At 48.9% G+C, this 16,623-nt stretch carries 17 protein-coding genes and 1 tRNA gene; 11 read left to right on the top strand and 7 right to left on the bottom strand.

The genetic code is table 11. The annotated features are described in order from the left end of the window. Positions 1-5 precede the first annotated feature (5 nt). The 7 genes from HPS57_RS12800 to HPS57_RS12770 all read right to left on the bottom strand — a co-directional run bounded on the left by HPS57_RS12800 (position 6) and on the right by HPS57_RS12770 (position 8,480). Complete coding sequence (locus tag HPS57_RS12800; RefSeq protein ID WP_172183728.1) at positions 6-926, bottom strand: DMT family transporter; 921 nt, start codon at positions 924-926, stop codon at positions 6-8. Between the two features lie 83 nt (positions 927-1,009). Continuing rightward, entirely contained in the window at positions 1,010-1,750 is a 741-nt protein-coding gene (truA, locus tag HPS57_RS12795) for a tRNA pseudouridine(38-40) synthase TruA (RefSeq protein WP_172183870.1), read from the bottom strand. Next, complete coding sequence (fmt, locus tag HPS57_RS12790) at positions 1,747-2,715, bottom strand: methionyl-tRNA formyltransferase (protein ID WP_172183726.1); 969 nt, start codon at positions 2,713-2,715, stop codon at positions 1,747-1,749. Before fmt ends, truA begins: the two co-directional genes overlap by 4 nt. Before the next feature lie 20 nt (positions 2,716-2,735). Next, entirely contained in the window at positions 2,736-4,589 is a 1,854-nt protein-coding gene (locus HPS57_RS12785; protein ID WP_172183724.1) for a chloride channel protein, read from the bottom strand. 884 nt (positions 4,590-5,473) lie between these two features. Then, a complete protein-coding gene (locus HPS57_RS12780) occupies positions 5,474-6,610 on the bottom strand; it encodes an ATP-binding protein (protein WP_172183722.1) in 1,137 nt (378 codons plus the stop codon). Between the two features lie 292 nt (positions 6,611-6,902). Further along, complete coding sequence (locus HPS57_RS12775) at positions 6,903-7,472, bottom strand: L-threonylcarbamoyladenylate synthase (protein ID WP_172183720.1); 570 nt, start codon at positions 7,470-7,472, stop codon at positions 6,903-6,905. 33 nt (positions 7,473-7,505) lie between these two features. Continuing rightward, complete coding sequence (locus HPS57_RS12770; protein ID WP_172183718.1) at positions 7,506-8,480, bottom strand: ROK family protein; 975 nt, start codon at positions 8,478-8,480, stop codon at positions 7,506-7,508. A gap of 178 nt (positions 8,481-8,658) precedes the next feature. Here HPS57_RS12770 and HPS57_RS12765 point away from each other — a divergent pair, with 178 nt between their 5' ends. From HPS57_RS12765 to HPS57_RS12715, 11 genes are all read left to right on the top strand, one after another. Further along, positions 8,659-9,330 carry a LysE family translocator gene (locus tag HPS57_RS12765; RefSeq protein WP_172183868.1) on the top strand — a complete coding sequence of 224 codons (672 nt, stop codon included), beginning with the start codon at positions 8,659-8,661 and terminating at the stop codon, positions 9,328-9,330. A 43-nt stretch (positions 9,331-9,373) separates the two neighbouring features. Further along, positions 9,374-9,916, top strand: a complete 543-nt coding sequence (locus HPS57_RS12760; protein WP_172183715.1) for a DUF4924 family protein — start codon at positions 9,374-9,376, stop codon at positions 9,914-9,916. A 55-nt stretch (positions 9,917-9,971) separates the two neighbouring features. Then, the gene (gene rfbD, locus HPS57_RS12755; RefSeq protein WP_172183712.1) at positions 9,972-10,850 is read left to right on the top strand and encodes a dTDP-4-dehydrorhamnose reductase; all 879 of its coding nucleotides are present in this window, start codon (positions 9,972-9,974) and stop codon (positions 10,848-10,850) included. Positions 10,851-10,943: 93 nt separating this feature from the next. After that, a complete protein-coding gene (locus HPS57_RS12750; protein WP_172183709.1) occupies positions 10,944-12,512 on the top strand; it encodes a peptide chain release factor 3 in 1,569 nt (522 codons plus the stop codon). An 83-nt stretch (positions 12,513-12,595) separates the two neighbouring features. Beyond that, on the top strand, positions 12,596-12,919 hold the full coding sequence (locus HPS57_RS12745) for a sigma factor-like helix-turn-helix DNA-binding protein (protein ID WP_172183706.1): 324 nt from the start codon (positions 12,596-12,598) through the stop codon (positions 12,917-12,919). 82 nt (positions 12,920-13,001) lie between these two features. Then, positions 13,002-13,421, top strand: coding sequence for a hypothetical protein (locus HPS57_RS12740; RefSeq protein WP_172183703.1), 420 nt, complete (start codon positions 13,002-13,004; stop codon positions 13,419-13,421). Positions 13,422-13,425: 4 nt separating this feature from the next. Continuing rightward, positions 13,426-14,349 (top strand): hypothetical protein, encoded by a 924-nt coding sequence (locus tag HPS57_RS12735; RefSeq protein WP_172183701.1) that lies wholly within the window; start codon positions 13,426-13,428, stop codon positions 14,347-14,349. Then, positions 14,349-14,807: a peptidase S41 gene (locus HPS57_RS12730; protein WP_172183697.1), complete on the top strand. Its 459-nt coding sequence runs from the start codon at positions 14,349-14,351 to the stop codon at positions 14,805-14,807. Before HPS57_RS12735 ends, HPS57_RS12730 begins: the two co-directional genes overlap by 1 nt. A 73-nt stretch (positions 14,808-14,880) precedes the next feature. Continuing rightward, positions 14,881-15,153: a PqqD family protein gene (locus HPS57_RS12725; protein ID WP_172183695.1), complete on the top strand. Its 273-nt coding sequence runs from the start codon at positions 14,881-14,883 to the stop codon at positions 15,151-15,153. Positions 15,154-15,364: 211 nt separating this feature from the next. Continuing rightward, positions 15,365-15,438 (top strand) — tRNA-Arg (locus HPS57_RS12720). 307 nt (positions 15,439-15,745) lie between these two features. Beyond that, positions 15,746-16,573, top strand: a complete 828-nt coding sequence (locus HPS57_RS12715) for a pyridoxamine kinase (protein ID WP_172183691.1) — start codon at positions 15,746-15,748, stop codon at positions 16,571-16,573. The last annotated feature ends 50 nt before the right edge of the window (positions 16,574-16,623 follow it).

Here is a 16,623-nt window from a genome sequence, read left to right as displayed (position 1 = left end):
TTTTGTTATTGGCAGCTGCCGACATAAAGCAGAAGCATCGACAGCAGCACAAGTGCAAGGTCAAGCACTTTCGCCTTGAGGTTCTTCTCTTTGAATATCATCGCTCCGAAGAGGAAACTTACAATGACACTGCCTCTGCGCACCATGGAGACGATGCTGATCATCGCGCCGTCAAGCCCGAGGGCATAGAAATAGGCGAAGTCCGCGGCAGAGAGGAAGATGGAGATGAGCGGTATGGACCAGCACCAGCGGAACGGAGTTGTCTTCTTTCTTGTAGGCAGCCACAGGAGGATGAGCATGGCAAGCATCATGAAGAACTGGTAAATGTTGTACCATGACTGCACCGCCATCTTGTCAAGCCCTATGCCGCCGTTCTCCGGGGATGCCATAAGGTACTTGTCATAGAGACCTGAGACTGCGCCAAGGACATTGGCGAGGATGACAAAGTAAATCCATTTGTTGTGCCACCAGTTTATTCCCTCCTTCTTGGAAGTCTTCTTCAGCATCTCTATGCCCACGAGTGCGATGATGACACCTGCCCACTGCCACAGGTTAAGGCGTTCGGCGAAGAATGTTGTCGCACCGACAAGCACCATGACAGGTCGTGTTGCGTTTATCGGACCGACAATGGTCAGCGGCAGATGCTTTAGTCCGAAGTAGGCAAGTAGCCAGCTGCTCAGGACTATACATGATTTCAGCAGTATGTACTTGTGACCTTCCCAGCCGTAGGAGTGGGTGAAAAAGAGTGAGTCCTCATTGATTATGCCTTCTGATGAACCAATGATGAAAGGTAGGAATATGAGGGATGAGAAGAGAGTGTTGAGCAGAAGGATAGGTATCACTGCATTATCCTTCAGGCTGTGTTTCTTGAAAACGTCATAAAAGCCTAACAGGCAGGCAGAGAGAAATGCGAGTATGAGCCACATAACTTTGATTTTAAAGAGTGGGCAAGACAATAGTTTGCCCTGCCTATGTTGCAAATTGTTATTTTCTTTTATGTAATTTCTTGCTACATGTCAGGGTAAGTCACGTTCTCAAGGAACAGGGCGTGTGCCGGCATTGACTCGCGTGCTTCGCTTCGGTGGTGAGCATCGACAGCCTTCTTGAAGTCCTCAAGCGAGAGTTTTCCTCTTCCCACATCGACGAGAGTGCCTACAACAGCACGCACCATGTTGCGGAGGAAGCGGTCGGCGGTAATCTCAAAGTACCATTCTCCGGGTGAAGTCTCCACCCATTTGGCTGTGCGGACATCGCAGAACGTTGTCTTCACATCAGAGCCGGCCTTGCAGAACGTTGCGAAATCCTTCACTGTCAGCAAGTATTCGCCTGCCTTGTTCATTGCCTCGAAGTCAAGATTGTAGTGCGTCTCAAGAGAGTATTTGCGGAGGAACGGTGACTTATGCGTATGTATATAATAATGATATGTGCGCGATGTGGCACTGAAACGCGCGTGCATGCCATCAGCCACCGGCACAATTCTGTGGATGGCGATGTCCTGCGGCACCATTCTGTTAAGCCGGAAGCCCACCTGCTCGTGGTCGATGGCAGTCTCGGTCTCGAAATGTGCTGCCATCATGCGTGCGTGGACACCGGTGTCTGTGCGTCCTGCACCTACTATCGGGGTAGGTTTTCGCAGTATGGTGGAGAGACAGCGCTCTATCTCACCCTGCACGGAGACGGCGTTCGGCTGAATCTGCCATCCGTGATAGTCTGTGCCATCGTATGAAAGAAAGATGAAATAACGCATTATCGGCATGTGTAGTTATCGATGTTCTTGAATCCGTTGAGGAAGTCACGCACAAGCATGCGCTTCTTTCCTGAAATCTGAAGCTCAAGAATCTCAAGCATGTTGTCGGCACATGCAACGAACAAATGCCCTTCCTTGGCCATTATCTCACCGGGATTTATGCCTACGGCAGCAATGTTTGTCTTTGCTGTCTTGAACACTTTCATTGTCAGCGGCTTGCCTTCTTTTGGGACAAGTGTGGTCCATGAACCAGGGTAAGGTGACAGACCGCGTACGAAATCATAGACATTCTTTGCGTTCTGTGCCCAGGCTATCTCGCACGTTTCCTTGAAAATCTTCGGTGCATGTTTGGTTGCTGCTGAGTCGTCCTGTGGCATGGACTCCACCTTTCCGTCACCCTCGATGACCTTGTCAAGTGTGGAAAGGGCTATCTCCGCGCCAAGATTCATCAGACCGTCATACACATATTCCACATCGGCATCATCAGGGATAGGGAACTTGCGCTGCTCAATCACCCTGCCGGTGTCTATGTCGTGGTCAAGGAAGAATGTGGTGACACCTGTCTCCACCTCACCATTGATTACCGCCCAGTTGATAGGCGCAGCTCCGCGGTATTGCGGAAGGAGGGCGGCATGGACATTGAACGTGCCGAAACGTGGCATGCCCCACACTACCTCGGGCAGCATCCTGAATGCCACAACCACCTGAATGTCGGCGTTATATGAGCGCAACTCCTCCACAAACTCCGGGTCTTTCATCTTCACAGGCTGGAGGACGGGGATGCCGTGCTCCATGGCAAACACCTTTACCTGTGACGGTTGCAGTGTGTCCTGATGGCGTCCCACCGGTTTGTCGGGTTGGGTTACGACTGCCACAACATTGTATCCACCTTTTATAAGTGCTTCGAGTGTGCCCACCGCAAACTCCGGTGTGCCCATGAATATTATGCGTAAATCTTCTTTTTTCATAAGTTTTGTTTCTTGTTTCTTTACTCTGTACTCATATCAGCCACCATTTTCCTGTAGAGAGAGTAGACATGTGAGCGTGAGACATAGCCTATAAGCACATTGTCGATGTCCACGACAGGCAGCTGCTGGGCATTGGTCTTGTCAAAAGCCTTCATTGTCTTCTCCATCGGGTCGTTGACGTTCAGCGTTGCCGGAGGGTCAGACATCAGCTGCCGCACCTGGAACCTGTGGTACAGTTCCGTGCGGAAAATGATGTGGCGGAGCTTCAGCATGTCGATTTCTCCTAACAGATGATTGCCGGCATCCACGACAGGCAGCACACTGACACGTGAGCGGCTGATTTTGTGAATCAGCTTTGACAGCGGCATGTCAGGGTCGACAGCCGAACAGTCACGCTCGATTACGGTGTCCAGGGACATCAGTGTGAGCACGGCATGGTCAGTATGGTGTGTGATTAGCTTGCCCTCTTTGGCAAGGCGCATGCCGTAAATGCTGTGCGGTTCGAAGATGTAGATTGTCAGATAGGATATGGTGCTGACAATGAGCAGTGGGATGAACATGTGGTAACCGCCGGTAAGTTCGGCGATGAGGAACACTCCCGTAAGCGGCGCGTGCATTACTCCCGACATCACTCCCGCCATTCCGAGCAGCGCGAAATTGTTCTCCGGCGCATAGACCCCTATGCCGTAATAGTTCCAGATGCGTGCAAAGAGGAATCCTCCGAACGCTCCGATGAACAGTGAAGGCGCAAACGTTCCGCCGCAGCCGCCACCGCCGTTTGTCGATGCGGTGGCAATGGCTTTCGTCATCACTACCAATGCGATGTAGACGATAAGCAGTTCATAATGCCCGGCAAACGGCGAGTGGGACATCACTTGGCTCCATTCCGCCTCTGTCTTGCCACTGAGCAGCACGTTGATGCTCGCATACCCCTCGCCATAGAGTGACGGGAAGAGGAATATCAGTGTGCTGAGGACAACGCCGCCGACAAGCCATTTCAGGTACGGATGACGTGCCATTCTGCCGTAGATGCCCTCGCAGAATGTCATAAGGCGTATGAAATACAGTGATATGAGTCCGCATGCCACGCCCAACATGGCATTTGCCGGCACACGGTTCACCGGCCATGCCTCGCTCTGTGGGAACTGGAACAGTGACGCATCGCCTGAAAGGACATAGGTGAAGCATGTCGCCGTCACGCACGAGATGAGCATAGGCAGGAGTGACGCCATGGTGAGGTCCACCATGAGAACCTCGATTGTGAACACCAGTCCTGCTATCGGAGCCTTGAAGATTCCAGCTATAGCCGCTGAAGCGCCGCAGCCTATGAGCATGAACACCGTCTTGCTGTCAAGGCGGAATATGCGGGCGAGGTTGCTGCCTATGGCAGAGCCTGTCAGGACGATAGGCGCTTCGGCTCCGACAGAGCCGCCGAAACCGATGGTTATTGCCGAGGCTGCCACGGAGCTCCACATGTTATGGGCAGCAAGCCTGCCTTGACGTGTGGAGATGGCATAGAGGATTCTTGTTATACCGTGGGAGATGTTGTCGCGCACGACATACTTGACGAAGAGCATTGTCAGCAGGATTCCAAGCACAGGGAACACAAGGTAGTACCAGTTGAAGTGGGTGTTGAGGAAATTGTCGCTGAGCAGTTCCTGGATGAAATGTATAAGACTGTGGAGCACAAAGGCGGCAATGGCGGCGAGCATGCCCACGACAAATGCGAGCAGGAGTGTCAGTTCCCGCTTTGAAATATGCTCCACACGCCATTCGGCAATGCGGTCCAGCCACGTTTTTTTCTGTAAATCGATATTGTCCACGAATATTATGGTATGAATTGCGGTGCCTTCCGGCAACCTTTGCCGCGGCATCCTCCCTAATCTGCAAGGCGGATGCGGACATGAATTTAGTAATATGCAAATTACGTGAAAAATATTTGAATATGCAAGTAAATCAATGAAAAATATTGCCGGTATGGCTTTATGATTGATATGTGTCATAAAAAACATGCTGCGCAATCCTTGTGTTGGGAAAAGAGCGGATAGGCATGTGTGGAACCGTTGGTCAAGTAATGGGCGGAAATGGTAAATTCGGGAAAAGAAAAAGGTAGCGATTCATTGTGCGAATCGTTACCTTTTGAATGGTGAAGTGTTACCTTTTGCATGGTCAACCGTAACCTTTTGCATTGCCATTCCTTGCGGATTGATTGACGATGTCTTGCACATCAAATACAATATGATTATAAGTCTTTGTCTTATAGGACGTTGTAAGTGTTATTTCCTTATGATGGTGACCTCGCCGTCATGGGTATGGTTTGACCTCGTTTGATGTAAATTAGCGTGAGTTCGACGAATTTGCAACCATCCGGCAGAATGAAGAAAACGCTACCAAAGCACCGTGAAACGGTGGCTCTTCGTTAACCGCCCATGGAGCATAGCGACATGGGCGGCAAAATCAGTGCGTCAGCCTGCACCGTAAGACGGTGCCTCATGGCATAAAAACACGCCAATAACAATCCCTTTCAGTGTGAGGCACCGTCTTACGGTGCAGACCACTTGTCTGAGATACCCCACATGCTGCCATAAGCAGCATGTGGGGTTAACGAAGAGTCACCGTTTTACGGTGCTTTTTATAGTATTTTGCTTTTTATCAGATACAGCAATTTCGTCGAACTCACGTTAAATTACAATGTAGATTAATGCAGATTGTCCGCATATATCCGCATGAGGAGTGAGAATATTGGTATCTTTATGGGCTATTCCACATTGACAAGATAGCTGATGTAGTTGTCCGGCGTGACCACAACTTGCTCCGCCACGTTGTAATTGTTCAGGAATAGCGCAGGCATCGAGGTGTGCCCTTTTTTAGGATTGGCTTTCATCTCGAAAACTCGAAAAAGTCCGTCCTCTTCCTCTATGTAGTCAATCTCTTGTTTGCCTGATGTGCGCCAAAAATACATCTTTGCGTAACAGCCGTTATAATGGTTGCGCTTTATGCGCTCGGAGATAAAGAAATTTTCCCACAACGCCCCTTTGTCTGTGCGTAGGTTTAGGGGAGAGAAATTTTGAATAAGTGCATTCCGTATGCCATTGTCATAGAAAAATATTTTCTTGCTTTTCTTTAGTTCTGTCCTGACGTTTCGTGACAGAGCGTTAAGTCGGAACACAACAAAACATTGTTCCAGCAAACCGATATATTTCTCGACAGTCTTGCTGTCGGTGCCAATGGTTTGTGCTATCTCATTGTATGACACCTCGCTTCCAACTTGAAGTGCCAGAGCCACCAGCAGTTTCTCCAGTAGCTCGGGTTTCCTTATGTTGTCTTTCTTCAGGATGTCTTTATACAGATAGCTGTTCGCCAGATTCATCAATAGTTCTTTTGCGTTGTCCTTATGTGTGATGACATCTGGATAAGAGCCGTAAATAAGTCTGGTTTCAAGCGACTGCCGTACTTTCAGCAGTCCTTCCGTATTCATTATTTCTTGTGTGGACAATGGGAATAGGTTGTATTCATATTTCCTGCCGGTGAGTGGCTCATTGATGGTGTCGGATAAATCCAACGCAGAGGAGCCTGTTACAAGTAATTGGCAATGTGGCATGTTGTCTGTGATGAGTTTCAGTGTCAGCCCGATGTTCTCCACTCGCTGTGCCTCGTCTATCACGACAAGTTCATGCTGACCGATAAGAATCTTCAAGTCTGTCATATTGGCGTTTGTCAACATACTTCTTGCCTCCGGGTCGTCGCAGTCAAGAAACAGAGTTTTTCTCTCTGTCTCGTTGGCAATAAATTTCAACAGGGTGCTTTTGCCAACCTGCCGTGCTCCTATGAGGATTATTGCTTTTCCTTGGAAGAGCCTGTCTTTTATTTTGTTTGAAAGGGTTCTCTCTATCATGATTGTATTATGTTTATGGTTGCAAAATTATACAAAATAACCGGCTAATCCAAAAAAAAAGCAATAATTTTGGATTATATTCCGAAAATATTGCAATAATTTTGGATTATTGGTTGGGAGGGCAGGCATGCTGTAATAGGTTGTTGCCTACATGAGGCATAAAAACGTTTAGCTTAAACCATAAGAAAACGGTGGCGGTTTCTTTTGTGAACCGTCACCGTTTTCAATGATGCTATTGGCAGGTTGTGATGCCAACGTTACCAAAAGTGTGTGTGGCATAATGCCGTGGACATTATTCTCGGATAATCTTGACCTCTCCGGCAGGCGATAGCTTGATGATGCTCGATGGTGCATGTGGCTTGTGTTCCTGCCGGCGTGCCCAGCATACATAGTCCACGGCATTGAGGATTTCCTCGGAAATGTCACGGTAGTTCTGTGCAGCCGGTTCGCCGCTGATGTTCGCGCTTGTGCTTACGAGTGCCTTCTGGAAGCGGTAGCAGAGCTGTTTCGAGAAGTCCTCTTGTGTCACGCGGAGTGCTATGCTGCCGTCCTCAGCGATGAGGTTGGGGGCAAGCCCTGCCGCACCGTCGAGGATTATTGTCGTCGGTTTTGTCGCAAGGTCAAATATGTCCCATGCCACTTCCGGCACGTTGCGTACATATCTCTGTATGCGGTTGGGAGAGTCGACAAGGCATATCATTGCCTTGGAGTCGTCCCTGCGCTTTATTTCGTAGACGCGCTTCACTGCCTCGGCGTTGGTGGCGTCGCATCCTATGCCCCAGACGGTGTCCGTAGGGTAGAGTATCACGCCGCCTTTGCGCAACACTTCAACGGCATTCTTTATGTCATCTTCGATTTTCATTTGTGTTATATCGTAGTTTTCTTTATATAGTTCTCACACAGTCCAGCCGAGTGCCGCCGCTCCGAGCACTGCCGCTCCTGCGCCGTCGAGGGTGGAGAAGAGGAATTTCGCCTTGCTCTTGTAGATAGGCATGGTGTTCTCATCATACGCCTTCTTGATAGGATTCATAAGCATGTCGCCTGACTTGCAGAGCCCTCCGAAGAAGATGAATGCTTCAGGGGAGGAGAACGCGGCAAAGTCGGCACACGCTTCGCCCAGCATCTTTCCTGTGAACTCGAATATCTCTTTTGCGATTTCGTCACCCGCTTCAGCCGCTTTGAACACTTGGTAGCTGTCAATCTCCTCAGGCTTCAGGTCGCGGAGGAGTGAAGGGCGGCTGTCTTTCTCAAGCATCTCCCTTGCCGTGCGTGCCACTCCGGTCGCCGAGCAGTATGCCTCGAGGCAGCCTTTCCTGCCGCATCCGCATGGTCTTCCGTTCTCGCGGACCATGATGACGTGGCCCAGTTCGCCGGCAAGGCCGTCATGTCCGCAGACAAGCTGTCCGTTGGCAACTATTCCGCTGCCGACGCCTGTTCCGAGAGTGATGACGATGAAATCCTTCATGCCTTTCGCGCAACCGTACTCCATCTCACCGAGAGCGGCAGCGTTAGCATCGTTTGTGATGTTCACCTTTATGCCGAGACGCTCGCTGAACATGCCGGCAAGTGGGACTTTCTTCTCCTTTGCCCAGACGAGGTTAGGAGCTTTCTCTATGCAGCCGGTGTGGTAGTTGGCGTTTGGCGCGCCGGCTCCCATGCCGTATATGCGCTCTATGCCTCCAACTTGCTCTATCAGGGGCTGCAATGCTTTGACGCATGCGTCGACAAAACTTTCTGCTGTGCTGTAGTCTTGTGTCTTCACCGATGTCTGTGTGACAATGTTCGCGTCTCTGTCGACAATGCCGAACACGGCGTTTGTGCCTCCAAGGTCAAGCCCTATGACGTAAGGGCGTTCTGTATCTGTAACCATGATGTATTATGTTTTTTATGTATTTCCATGCAAAAAATATTGCAGCATTTCCTTACGGTACACTTGCAATCTCTGAGCAAAGTTAATAATTAAATCTAATAAATCAAAGATTTCTGCCGCTAAATTTGCTTATCTCAGTATTTTTTTGCAATTTTGCATCAATGTTTTTGAATAAATGATGCCGTTTGGAATACATATAGACCTTATGGAGCTTGCTCTGAAAGGTATACTGATAGGGATAATCGCGTCCGCGCCGATGGGTCCGGTCGGTGTGCTTACTATCCAGCGTACGATGAATAAAGGACGTTGGTACGGCATGGTGACAGGGCTTGGTGCTGCGGTAAGTGATTTGATTTATGCATTGATAACGGGTCTCGGAATGAGTTTTGTAATGGATTTGATCACAAGTCCCCAGAACAAGTTCTGGCTTCAGCTGCTTGGCAGTCTCATGCTGCTTGCTTTTGGAGTGTGGTGCTTCCGTGCCGACCCTACGAAAAAGATTCATCGCAGCGGAAAGCAAAAGGGGACACTTGTGCAGAATGGCATAACGGGCTTTCTTGTCACGTTCTCCAACCCGTTGATAATCTTGCTGTTCATGGCATGCTTCGCCCAGTTTGCCTTCGTTGTCCCCAACCGTCCGGTGGAGATGACGTTTGGCTACATGTGCGTGTTTGTCGGTGCCTTACTGTGGTGGTATGGGCTTACGTGGCTCATTGACATGGTCAGGGAGAAATTCTCCGATAACAGCATACAGCTGATTAACCGTATTATCGGTTCGGTGGTGATAATCTTCTCGCTGGTGATGCTCCTCGGCACAGTGTTCAACCTTTACACTTTCTCTTATTGGTAATCAGGGCGGATGCCATGCCCTATAACAATTTTGCAAGCAGAATATGTTCATCTCACAGAAACTAAGACAAGAAAATATTGCGGAGTACCTGCTGTACATGTGGCAGGTGGAGGACATCATACGTGCATTCGACTGCTATATGCCGGCATTGCGCCGTGACTATATAAGCCGGTTTGACTGCTCGGACGAGGACCGCGAGGATCTTGAGGACTGGTATTCCAACCTTATCCGCATGATGACTGAGGAGGGGTGCCGCGAGTGTGGGCATCTGCAGATAAACAATGTGACGCTGCAGACCCTCGTGGAACTGCACCACCAACTGCTCGACTCCCCGAAGTTCCCTTTCTACAGTACGGAATACTATAAGGTGCTGCCTTTCATTGTGGAGCTCCGCAATAAGGGCGACAAGGACAAGAATGAGATAGAGACATGCCTTGATGCCTTGTATGGCGTGATGATGCTGCGCCTCCGGAAGCAGGAAATCTCAGAGGACACCATGCGCGCGGTGAAGGAAATAACCACGTTTATAGGAATGCTGTCCGATTATTATAAGAAAGACAAGGAGGAAGGGCTGGAATTTGATTGACAATGCAGTCTTCCGTAAATTGTAAAATAAGGTTGAAAAGCAAAAAAGAAAAGCTATGAATATACTTGTAACAGGTGCCAATGGCCAGCTTGGCAACGCAATACAGCTGGCCAGCAAAGAGTCAAAGGATAATTATGTGTTCACGGATGTCTGTGAGGGTTATGAGAAACTGGACATCACTGACCTGGAGGCTGTGCGCGCTGCCGTGAAGGAAAAGGATATAAAGTGTGTCATAAACTGTGCCGCATGGACTAATGTCGATGCGGCAGAGACCGCCGGCGACATCGTGGAGACTCTCAATGCCACTGCTCCGGAGAATCTTGCCAAGGCAATGAAGGAGGTGGACGGCTTGCTTGTGCATGTCTCCACGGACTATGTTTTTGGAAAAGAACCGTACAACACTCCTTGCCGTGAGGACAGGGAAGGCACTCCGACAGGTGTCTACGGACTGACAAAGCTCCATGGGGAGCAGAAGATACAGGCGGCAGGGTGTGACCATGTCATCATACGCACGGCATGGCTCTATTCCGAGTTTGGCAAGAATTTCTGCAAGACAATGCTCAATCTGACTGCGACAAAGCCACAGTTGAAGGTCGTTTTTGACCAGTGTGGCACACCGACTTACGCCGGTGACCTTGCCAAAGCAATCTTTGAGATTGTGGAAAACCGCAAGTTTGAGGGGAATTCCGGTGTCTATCATTATTCCAACGAGGGAGTATGCTCTTGGTTTGACTTCACGAAGATGATAGCGGAGTATGCCGGACATACGGATTGTGACATACAGCCATGCCACTCAGACGAGTTCCCTTCCCCTGTGACACGCCCTTCTTACAGTGTCCTTGACAAGACAAAGATTAAGGATACTTTCGGCGTTGCAGTGCCGTACTGGACGGACTCACTGAAGAAATGTATAGAAAACCTGAAGCAAGCATAAAGAAAACAAGGTGCTCCGCGACACGAAACGCTTTCTCGCGTTTGCCGGCGGAGACGGAAAAAAGACATAAACCGGAAAACAACATTACCATACATGAATCCTGAAATAGAACGACGCAGAACCTTTGCCATAATCTCTCACCCGGATGCGGGTAAGACAACGCTCACCGAGAAGTTCCTTCTCTTCGGTGGACAGATACAGGTGGCGGGTGCCGTCAAGAGCAACAAGATACGCAAAACAGCAACGTCCGACTGGATGGAGATAGAGAAGCAGCGTGGTATCTCTGTTTCAACCTCTGTCATGGAGTTTGACTATAAAGACTATAAGGTGAACATCCTTGACACTCCGGGTCACCAGGATTTCGCCGAGGACACGTTCCGCACGCTGACTGCTGTGGACTCATGTATCATTGTTGTCGACAGTGCAAAGGGTGTGGAGACACAGACACGCAAGCTGATGGAGGTCTGCCGCATGCGCAATACTCCGGTTATCATCTTTGTAAACAAGATGGACCGTGAGGGACGTGATCCGTTTGACCTCCTTGACGAATTGGAGCAGGAACTGCAGATTGGTGTGCGTCCGTTGTCATGGCCTATAAACCAGGGCGTGAAGTTCAAGGGCGTGTATAATATATATGAGAATGAGCTGAATCTTTTCACACCTGACAAGCAGCGTGTGACGGAGAAAGTTTCGGTGGATGTCAACAGTGGCGACCTTGACGAGTGCATCGGAGCGCAGGATGCAAAGCAGTTGCGCGACGATCTGGAGCTTGTTGCCGGCGTGTACCCTGAGTTTGACGTCGAGACTTACCGTGCAGCTGAGGTGGCTCCTGTGTTCTTCGGTTCGGCATTGAACAATTTCGGTGTGCAGGAACTCCTTGACTGTTTTGTCAAGATAGCACCGTCGCCACGCCCGACAAAGGCGGAGGAGCGCGATGTGAACCCTGATGAACCGAAGTTCTCAGGCTTTATCTTTAAGATAACTGCCAACATCGACCCTAACCACCGCTCCTGTATAGCATTCTGCAAGGTATGCTCCGGCAAGTTCGTGCGTAACCAGCCGTATCTGCATGTGCGCAATGGCAAGACCATACGCTTCTCTTCACCGACGCAGTTCATGGCACAGCGCAAGTCCACAATTGATGAGGCGTGGGCAGGAGACATAGTAGGTCTGCCGGACAACGGTGTGTTCAAGATTGGCGACACACTCACCGAGGGCGAGAAAATCCATTTCCGCGGACTCCCGTCTTTCTCTCCTGAACTCTTCAAGTATATTGAAAACGACGACCCTATGAAGGCGAAACAGCTTGAAAAGGGCATCAACCAGCTCATGGACGAGGGTGTGGCACAGCTGTTTGTCAACCAGTTCAACGGCAGAAAGATTATCGGCACCGTCGGACAACTGCAGTTTGAGGTCATCCAGTATCGTCTTGAGAATGAGTATAATGCCAAGTGTCGTTGGGAGCCTATCCATCTTTACAAGGCTTGCTGGATAGAAAGCGAAGATGAGGCAGAACTTGAAAACTTCAAGAAACGCAAGTATCAGTACATGGCGAAGGACCGTGAAGGACGCGATGTGTTCCTTGCCGACTCCGGCTATGTGCTCCAGATGGCACAGGAGGATTTCAAAAACATAAAGTTCCATTTCACTTCCGAGTTCTGATTCCTTCCTATTCACATAGGGAGGAAAGGCAGACAGCAGCCTTGAAGGCTTTGATTCAGTAACTGTAAAAAAACATATAGCCTATGCAACGCATAAAGAACAGTCCTACATACAAAGAGAATGTTGAGTTTTCCAAAGTGGAATACTTTCTCGGTTCAGACCTGCAGCCATTGGCGGACGATGCCATTGCCCGCGCACAGCTGCACGTGGAGTTGAGTGATGCGATAAGTCTGCTTGCCGAGCGCGAGCAGCTTGTCCTCCGTGCCTTCTATGGCATAGGCGCGCCTCAGATGACTTTTGCCGAGATAGGCAAGACCTATGGCATGTCACGCGAAAGGGCAAGGCAGATACGCAACAAGGCTCTCCGCCATTTGCGCTCAAAGACAAAGTCCATTGCAACAGAGTAGCTGCTGCTGTTCCGTCAGGAGAGACGCTTGACTGCTTTGCTGCAGCATGTACTGTTAAACAAATATTATTATATAATAGGTAATGAGAAAAATTATTGTCCTGTCACTACTGTGCACCGTAGCCTTGTGCATCCATGCCAAGAAGCAAAAGGGTGGGAGCAAAAGTGCTAATTCTGTGGCAACGGTTTATATGTTCGGTGTCTCTGCATCGTTCAATGATAGTATTGTCTATTTCACTGATTTGCAGGAGGTGGGCAATGCTTATTATGAAAAGAAGGTGTATCTTGGAGGATTCAAGGAATATTCGGACCAGATGAACCGCCATTTCATGAGCAAGACCGGCGAACGCCGTACCAACGCTGTCTTTTTCAAGAAAAAGCGCGCCAAGGCAGAGAAGACATTGGCAAAGTTGCGCAAGCGTTATGCAAATTCCGGTGTGGTGATGAAGACTGTCCCGGCAGCGGAGTTCTCATTTGAGGGAGTGCGCCCAAACGAAGAATAATGTTTTGAGACATATTTTCGACATAGCCGGACATCTCTGTGTCATTGACTTCCTTCACGAGGATGAGATGACAGGCATACATCTTCTGCCGTCTTTGGAACCGTTTCGTGTGAACGAGGATGTGGAAATTCTGTGCCATAGTGGGCATTGTGGACTTTCTGCAGAAAGAAAGCCCTTGCTGGTCCTTACTGTAGACATGGCTCTCGTCCCTTTGCCAAAGGAGCAACGCCAACGCATCCGTGAGTTTGACACTGGTAATGGCATTACGGTTGTTGACCGGATGTGTGACGGCGGATACCAGTATGTCGTCCGTGACATAGGCGGTCATGACTGTGCCTTGCTGATTTCCAATGCCGACTTCTCACAGTGCAGGTGTAACCTTGTGGGGACATATAATGCGAGGCGGTTCGGACTGAACAATTTGATGATGTTTGCCTATGCCTTTGCCGGCAGTTTTCACCAAACTTTGATGGTTCATGCATCATTGGTGCGCCACAAAGGGGTGGGGTATGCGTTCACGGCTAAGAGCGGGACAGGCAAGAGCACGCAGGTAGCCAACTGGCTTAGGATGATTCCTGATTGTGACCTGATGAACGATGATAATCCTATAGTCCGCATCATTGACGGGAAAGCAATCATCTATGGCAGCCCATGGAGTGGCAAGACACCATGCTACCGAAACATCAGCGCACCGCTTGGTGCTATAACGAAAATCAGCCGTGCTGAGGAAAACAGGGTGGAACGCTTGCGTGCAATCTATGCTTTCGGGATAGTTCTCCCTTCATGTTCTGCAATGAAATGGGACAATACTGTCTATGCCAATATCTGCGACACGGTGACGGCACTCGTGGCATGCGTCCCAGCCTATGTCTTTCATTGCACAGCTTCACCAGAATCCGCTGTCGTTTGTAAAAAAGCTATAACTTAATGAGAATGCCTAACGCTAAACTGATACCTGCTGTGGCGGAACTTCTGAAAGAGGGGCATACTGTGTCATTGCCGCTTAGAGGAAACAGTATGCGCCCGTTCCTTGTGCACAAGCGTGACAAGGCGTTGCTAATCCTTCCAAAAGCAATAAAGACAGGTGACCCGGTACTTGCGGAAGTGTCCCCAAAGCATTATGTTCTCCACCGTATAGTGAAGATAGAGGGTGACACAATCACTCTTTGTGGTGACGGCAACTGTGCTACAGAAAGTTGCCATAGGGACAATGTTGTGGCACTTGCCGTGGAGTTCTATCGCAAAGGACGTACGAGACCTGACAGCATTTACTCCTTGAAATGGAGGGTGTACAGTGCTTTGTGGACAAGGCTCTTTCCATTGCGCCGTTATTTGCTGAAGCTCCATGACGTGCTTTTCAACTCGCGCAGGCCTTTGGATGATTGACCTTGTCCCCGTCTGTCCTTAATTGCCGGTGGGAGTGGAGGCATAAATATGAAATGTAAAATTATTGATAAATATGAGAAAGCGACAAGGTTTTGTGCTCCGTTCCGTGTGTGGCGAGCAGTTCTTGATAGCAGAAGGAGAGGAGAATATAGATTTCGGTAATCTTGTGTCCATGAATGAATCGTCGGTGTTACTGTGGAATTCCATTGCCGATGGGCAAGAGTTCACAGTTGACACTCTTGCCGATATACTGCTTTCTGAATATGAAGTTCCTTACGACAAAGCACGTGAGGATGCCGAAGAGCTCTGCAATGACATGCTTAGGGGAGGAGTAATAGTAGAGTGAGCACGCAAAGTTTGCCCTTTTCCATAAGCCATTCAGCGAATTACAATCCAAGTGATGAAGCTCCGTCTCATGTGCGCTAATCCAAGGAATATTATTCGCAGTATAGTTATTCCTATCTGTATGACTGTTAAATATTGATAATCTTTTCTCGTAACATTCGTTTTTCCACCATTTTCTTTGTAACTTTGCATCTTGAATGGTGAAATGTGTTGGACCGGTAGCTCAGCTGGATAGAGCAACAGCCTTCTAAGCTGTGGGTCAGGGGTTCGAATCCCCTCCGGTTCACTCCATACAGCCCAAAACCGCTTAAAACCACGTTTTAGGCGGTTTTTTTATGTGAAAAGCGATGTTTTCTTCGTTATTTCTAATTGTTTTTGCCCTTTTGCTGTACCACTGTTGCACCCGATGTTGCACCAAATAATAATAAAATCCTGATTAGTTGCCATTTTGCTGTTTTCTGTAATGTACGTTTTGTTTTCCTTTTTCGGAACAAATTTGTTGGTGGTCAGGGATATTTGAATAACTTTGCATAGAAATTCGGTTGACTTTGGTTTTGCCGGAAGAATGTGATAATTATAATAGATTTAGGAAAATGGATAAAAGATTACTTACCATTCAGGATATTTCTTGCGTGGGGCAGTGCTCTCTGACAGTGGCATTGCCTGTCATCTCTGCCTGTGGTGTTGAGACAGCGATATTGCCAAGTTCGGTGCTTTCTAACCATACAGCCGGCTTCTCGGCATGGACGTTCTGTGATTTGACAGACGAGATGCCGTCGATTCTTGCGCAGTGGAAGAAAGAGAACATTGATTTTGATGCGTTCTATACAGGATATGTGTCAAAGGCGCAGATACCTTATATCATGCAGATTATGGACGAGGTGGCACGTCCCGGTGCATTGCGCATCATTGACCCGGTGATGGGAGACAACGGAAAGCTCTATACAGGCTTTGATGAGGATTTCCCGATGGAGATGCGCAAGCTGATTAAGGGTGCTGATGTCATTCTTCCAAACATGACGGAAGCACTCCTGCTTTTGGGCAGACCGTATGTTGAGGGTGTCTGCACCAAGGAGTTTGTGGAGGATGTCTTGAAGGAACTCTATGCGCTTGGCGTGAAGAATGTGGTGCTTACCGGTGTCTGTCTTGAGGAGGGCAAGCTCGGGGTGGCTTGCTACGATGGTGAGAAAGTGGAGTACTATTTCACTGAGCGTATCAATGTGTCTATGCACGGTACCGGCGATGTATACTCATCATCGTTTGCCGGAGCCATGATGCGTGGCAAGAGTGTGCTGGAGGCTGCATCTATAGCTGCTGACTATGTCGTGGAAACAATACGCCAAACCATTGACGACAAGAGCCATTGGTATGGAGTGAAGTTCGAGAAGGCATTGCCATACCTTATTGAAAGACTGTCATAAGTTGCAGCCAAGTGTCTGTTGGGAATTGTTCAAAACAGTTGTTTGTGCAT

Source organism: Palleniella intestinalis (assembly GCF_013166595.1).
GTDB lineage: Bacteria > Bacteroidota > Bacteroidia > Bacteroidales > Bacteroidaceae > Prevotella > Prevotella intestinalis.
The sequence above is the reverse complement of the archived record's forward strand: the minus strand, read 5'-3'. Positions and strand labels throughout refer to the sequence as shown.

Bases quoted from the DNA above. Each gene is read 5' to 3' on its own strand.
- HPS57_RS12800 (WP_172183728.1), bottom strand. From the start codon at position 926: ATGTGGCTCATACTCGCATTTCTCTCTGCCTGCCTGTTAGGCTTTTAT.
- fmt (WP_172183726.1), bottom strand. From the start codon at position 2,715: ATGAAAAAAGAAGATTTACGCATAATATTCATGGGCACACCGGAGTTT.
- HPS57_RS12785 (WP_172183724.1), bottom strand. From the start codon at position 4,589: ATGCCGCGGCAAAGGTTGCCGGAAGGCACCGCAATTCATACCATAATA.
- HPS57_RS12780 (WP_172183722.1), bottom strand. From the start codon at position 6,610: ATGATAGAGAGAACCCTTTCAAACAAAATAAAAGACAGGCTCTTCCAA.
- HPS57_RS12775 (WP_172183720.1), bottom strand. From the start codon at position 7,472: ATGAAAATCGAAGATGACATAAAGAATGCCGTTGAAGTGTTGCGCAAA.
- HPS57_RS12770 (WP_172183718.1), bottom strand. From the start codon at position 8,480: ATGGTTACAGATACAGAACGCCCTTACGTCATAGGGCTTGACCTTGGA.
- HPS57_RS12765 (WP_172183868.1), top strand. From the start codon at position 8,659: ATGCCGTTTGGAATACATATAGACCTTATGGAGCTTGCTCTGAAAGGT.
- HPS57_RS12760 (WP_172183715.1), top strand. From the start codon at position 9,374: ATGTTCATCTCACAGAAACTAAGACAAGAAAATATTGCGGAGTACCTG.
- rfbD (WP_172183712.1), top strand. From the start codon at position 9,972: ATGAATATACTTGTAACAGGTGCCAATGGCCAGCTTGGCAACGCAATA.
- HPS57_RS12750 (WP_172183709.1), top strand. From the start codon at position 10,944: ATGAATCCTGAAATAGAACGACGCAGAACCTTTGCCATAATCTCTCAC.
- HPS57_RS12745 (WP_172183706.1), top strand. From the start codon at position 12,596: ATGCAACGCATAAAGAACAGTCCTACATACAAAGAGAATGTTGAGTTT.
- HPS57_RS12740 (WP_172183703.1), top strand. From the start codon at position 13,002: ATGAGAAAAATTATTGTCCTGTCACTACTGTGCACCGTAGCCTTGTGC.
- HPS57_RS12730 (WP_172183697.1), top strand. From the start codon at position 14,349: ATGAGAATGCCTAACGCTAAACTGATACCTGCTGTGGCGGAACTTCTG.
- HPS57_RS12725 (WP_172183695.1), top strand. From the start codon at position 14,881: ATGAGAAAGCGACAAGGTTTTGTGCTCCGTTCCGTGTGTGGCGAGCAG.
- HPS57_RS12715 (WP_172183691.1), top strand. From the start codon at position 15,746: ATGGATAAAAGATTACTTACCATTCAGGATATTTCTTGCGTGGGGCAG.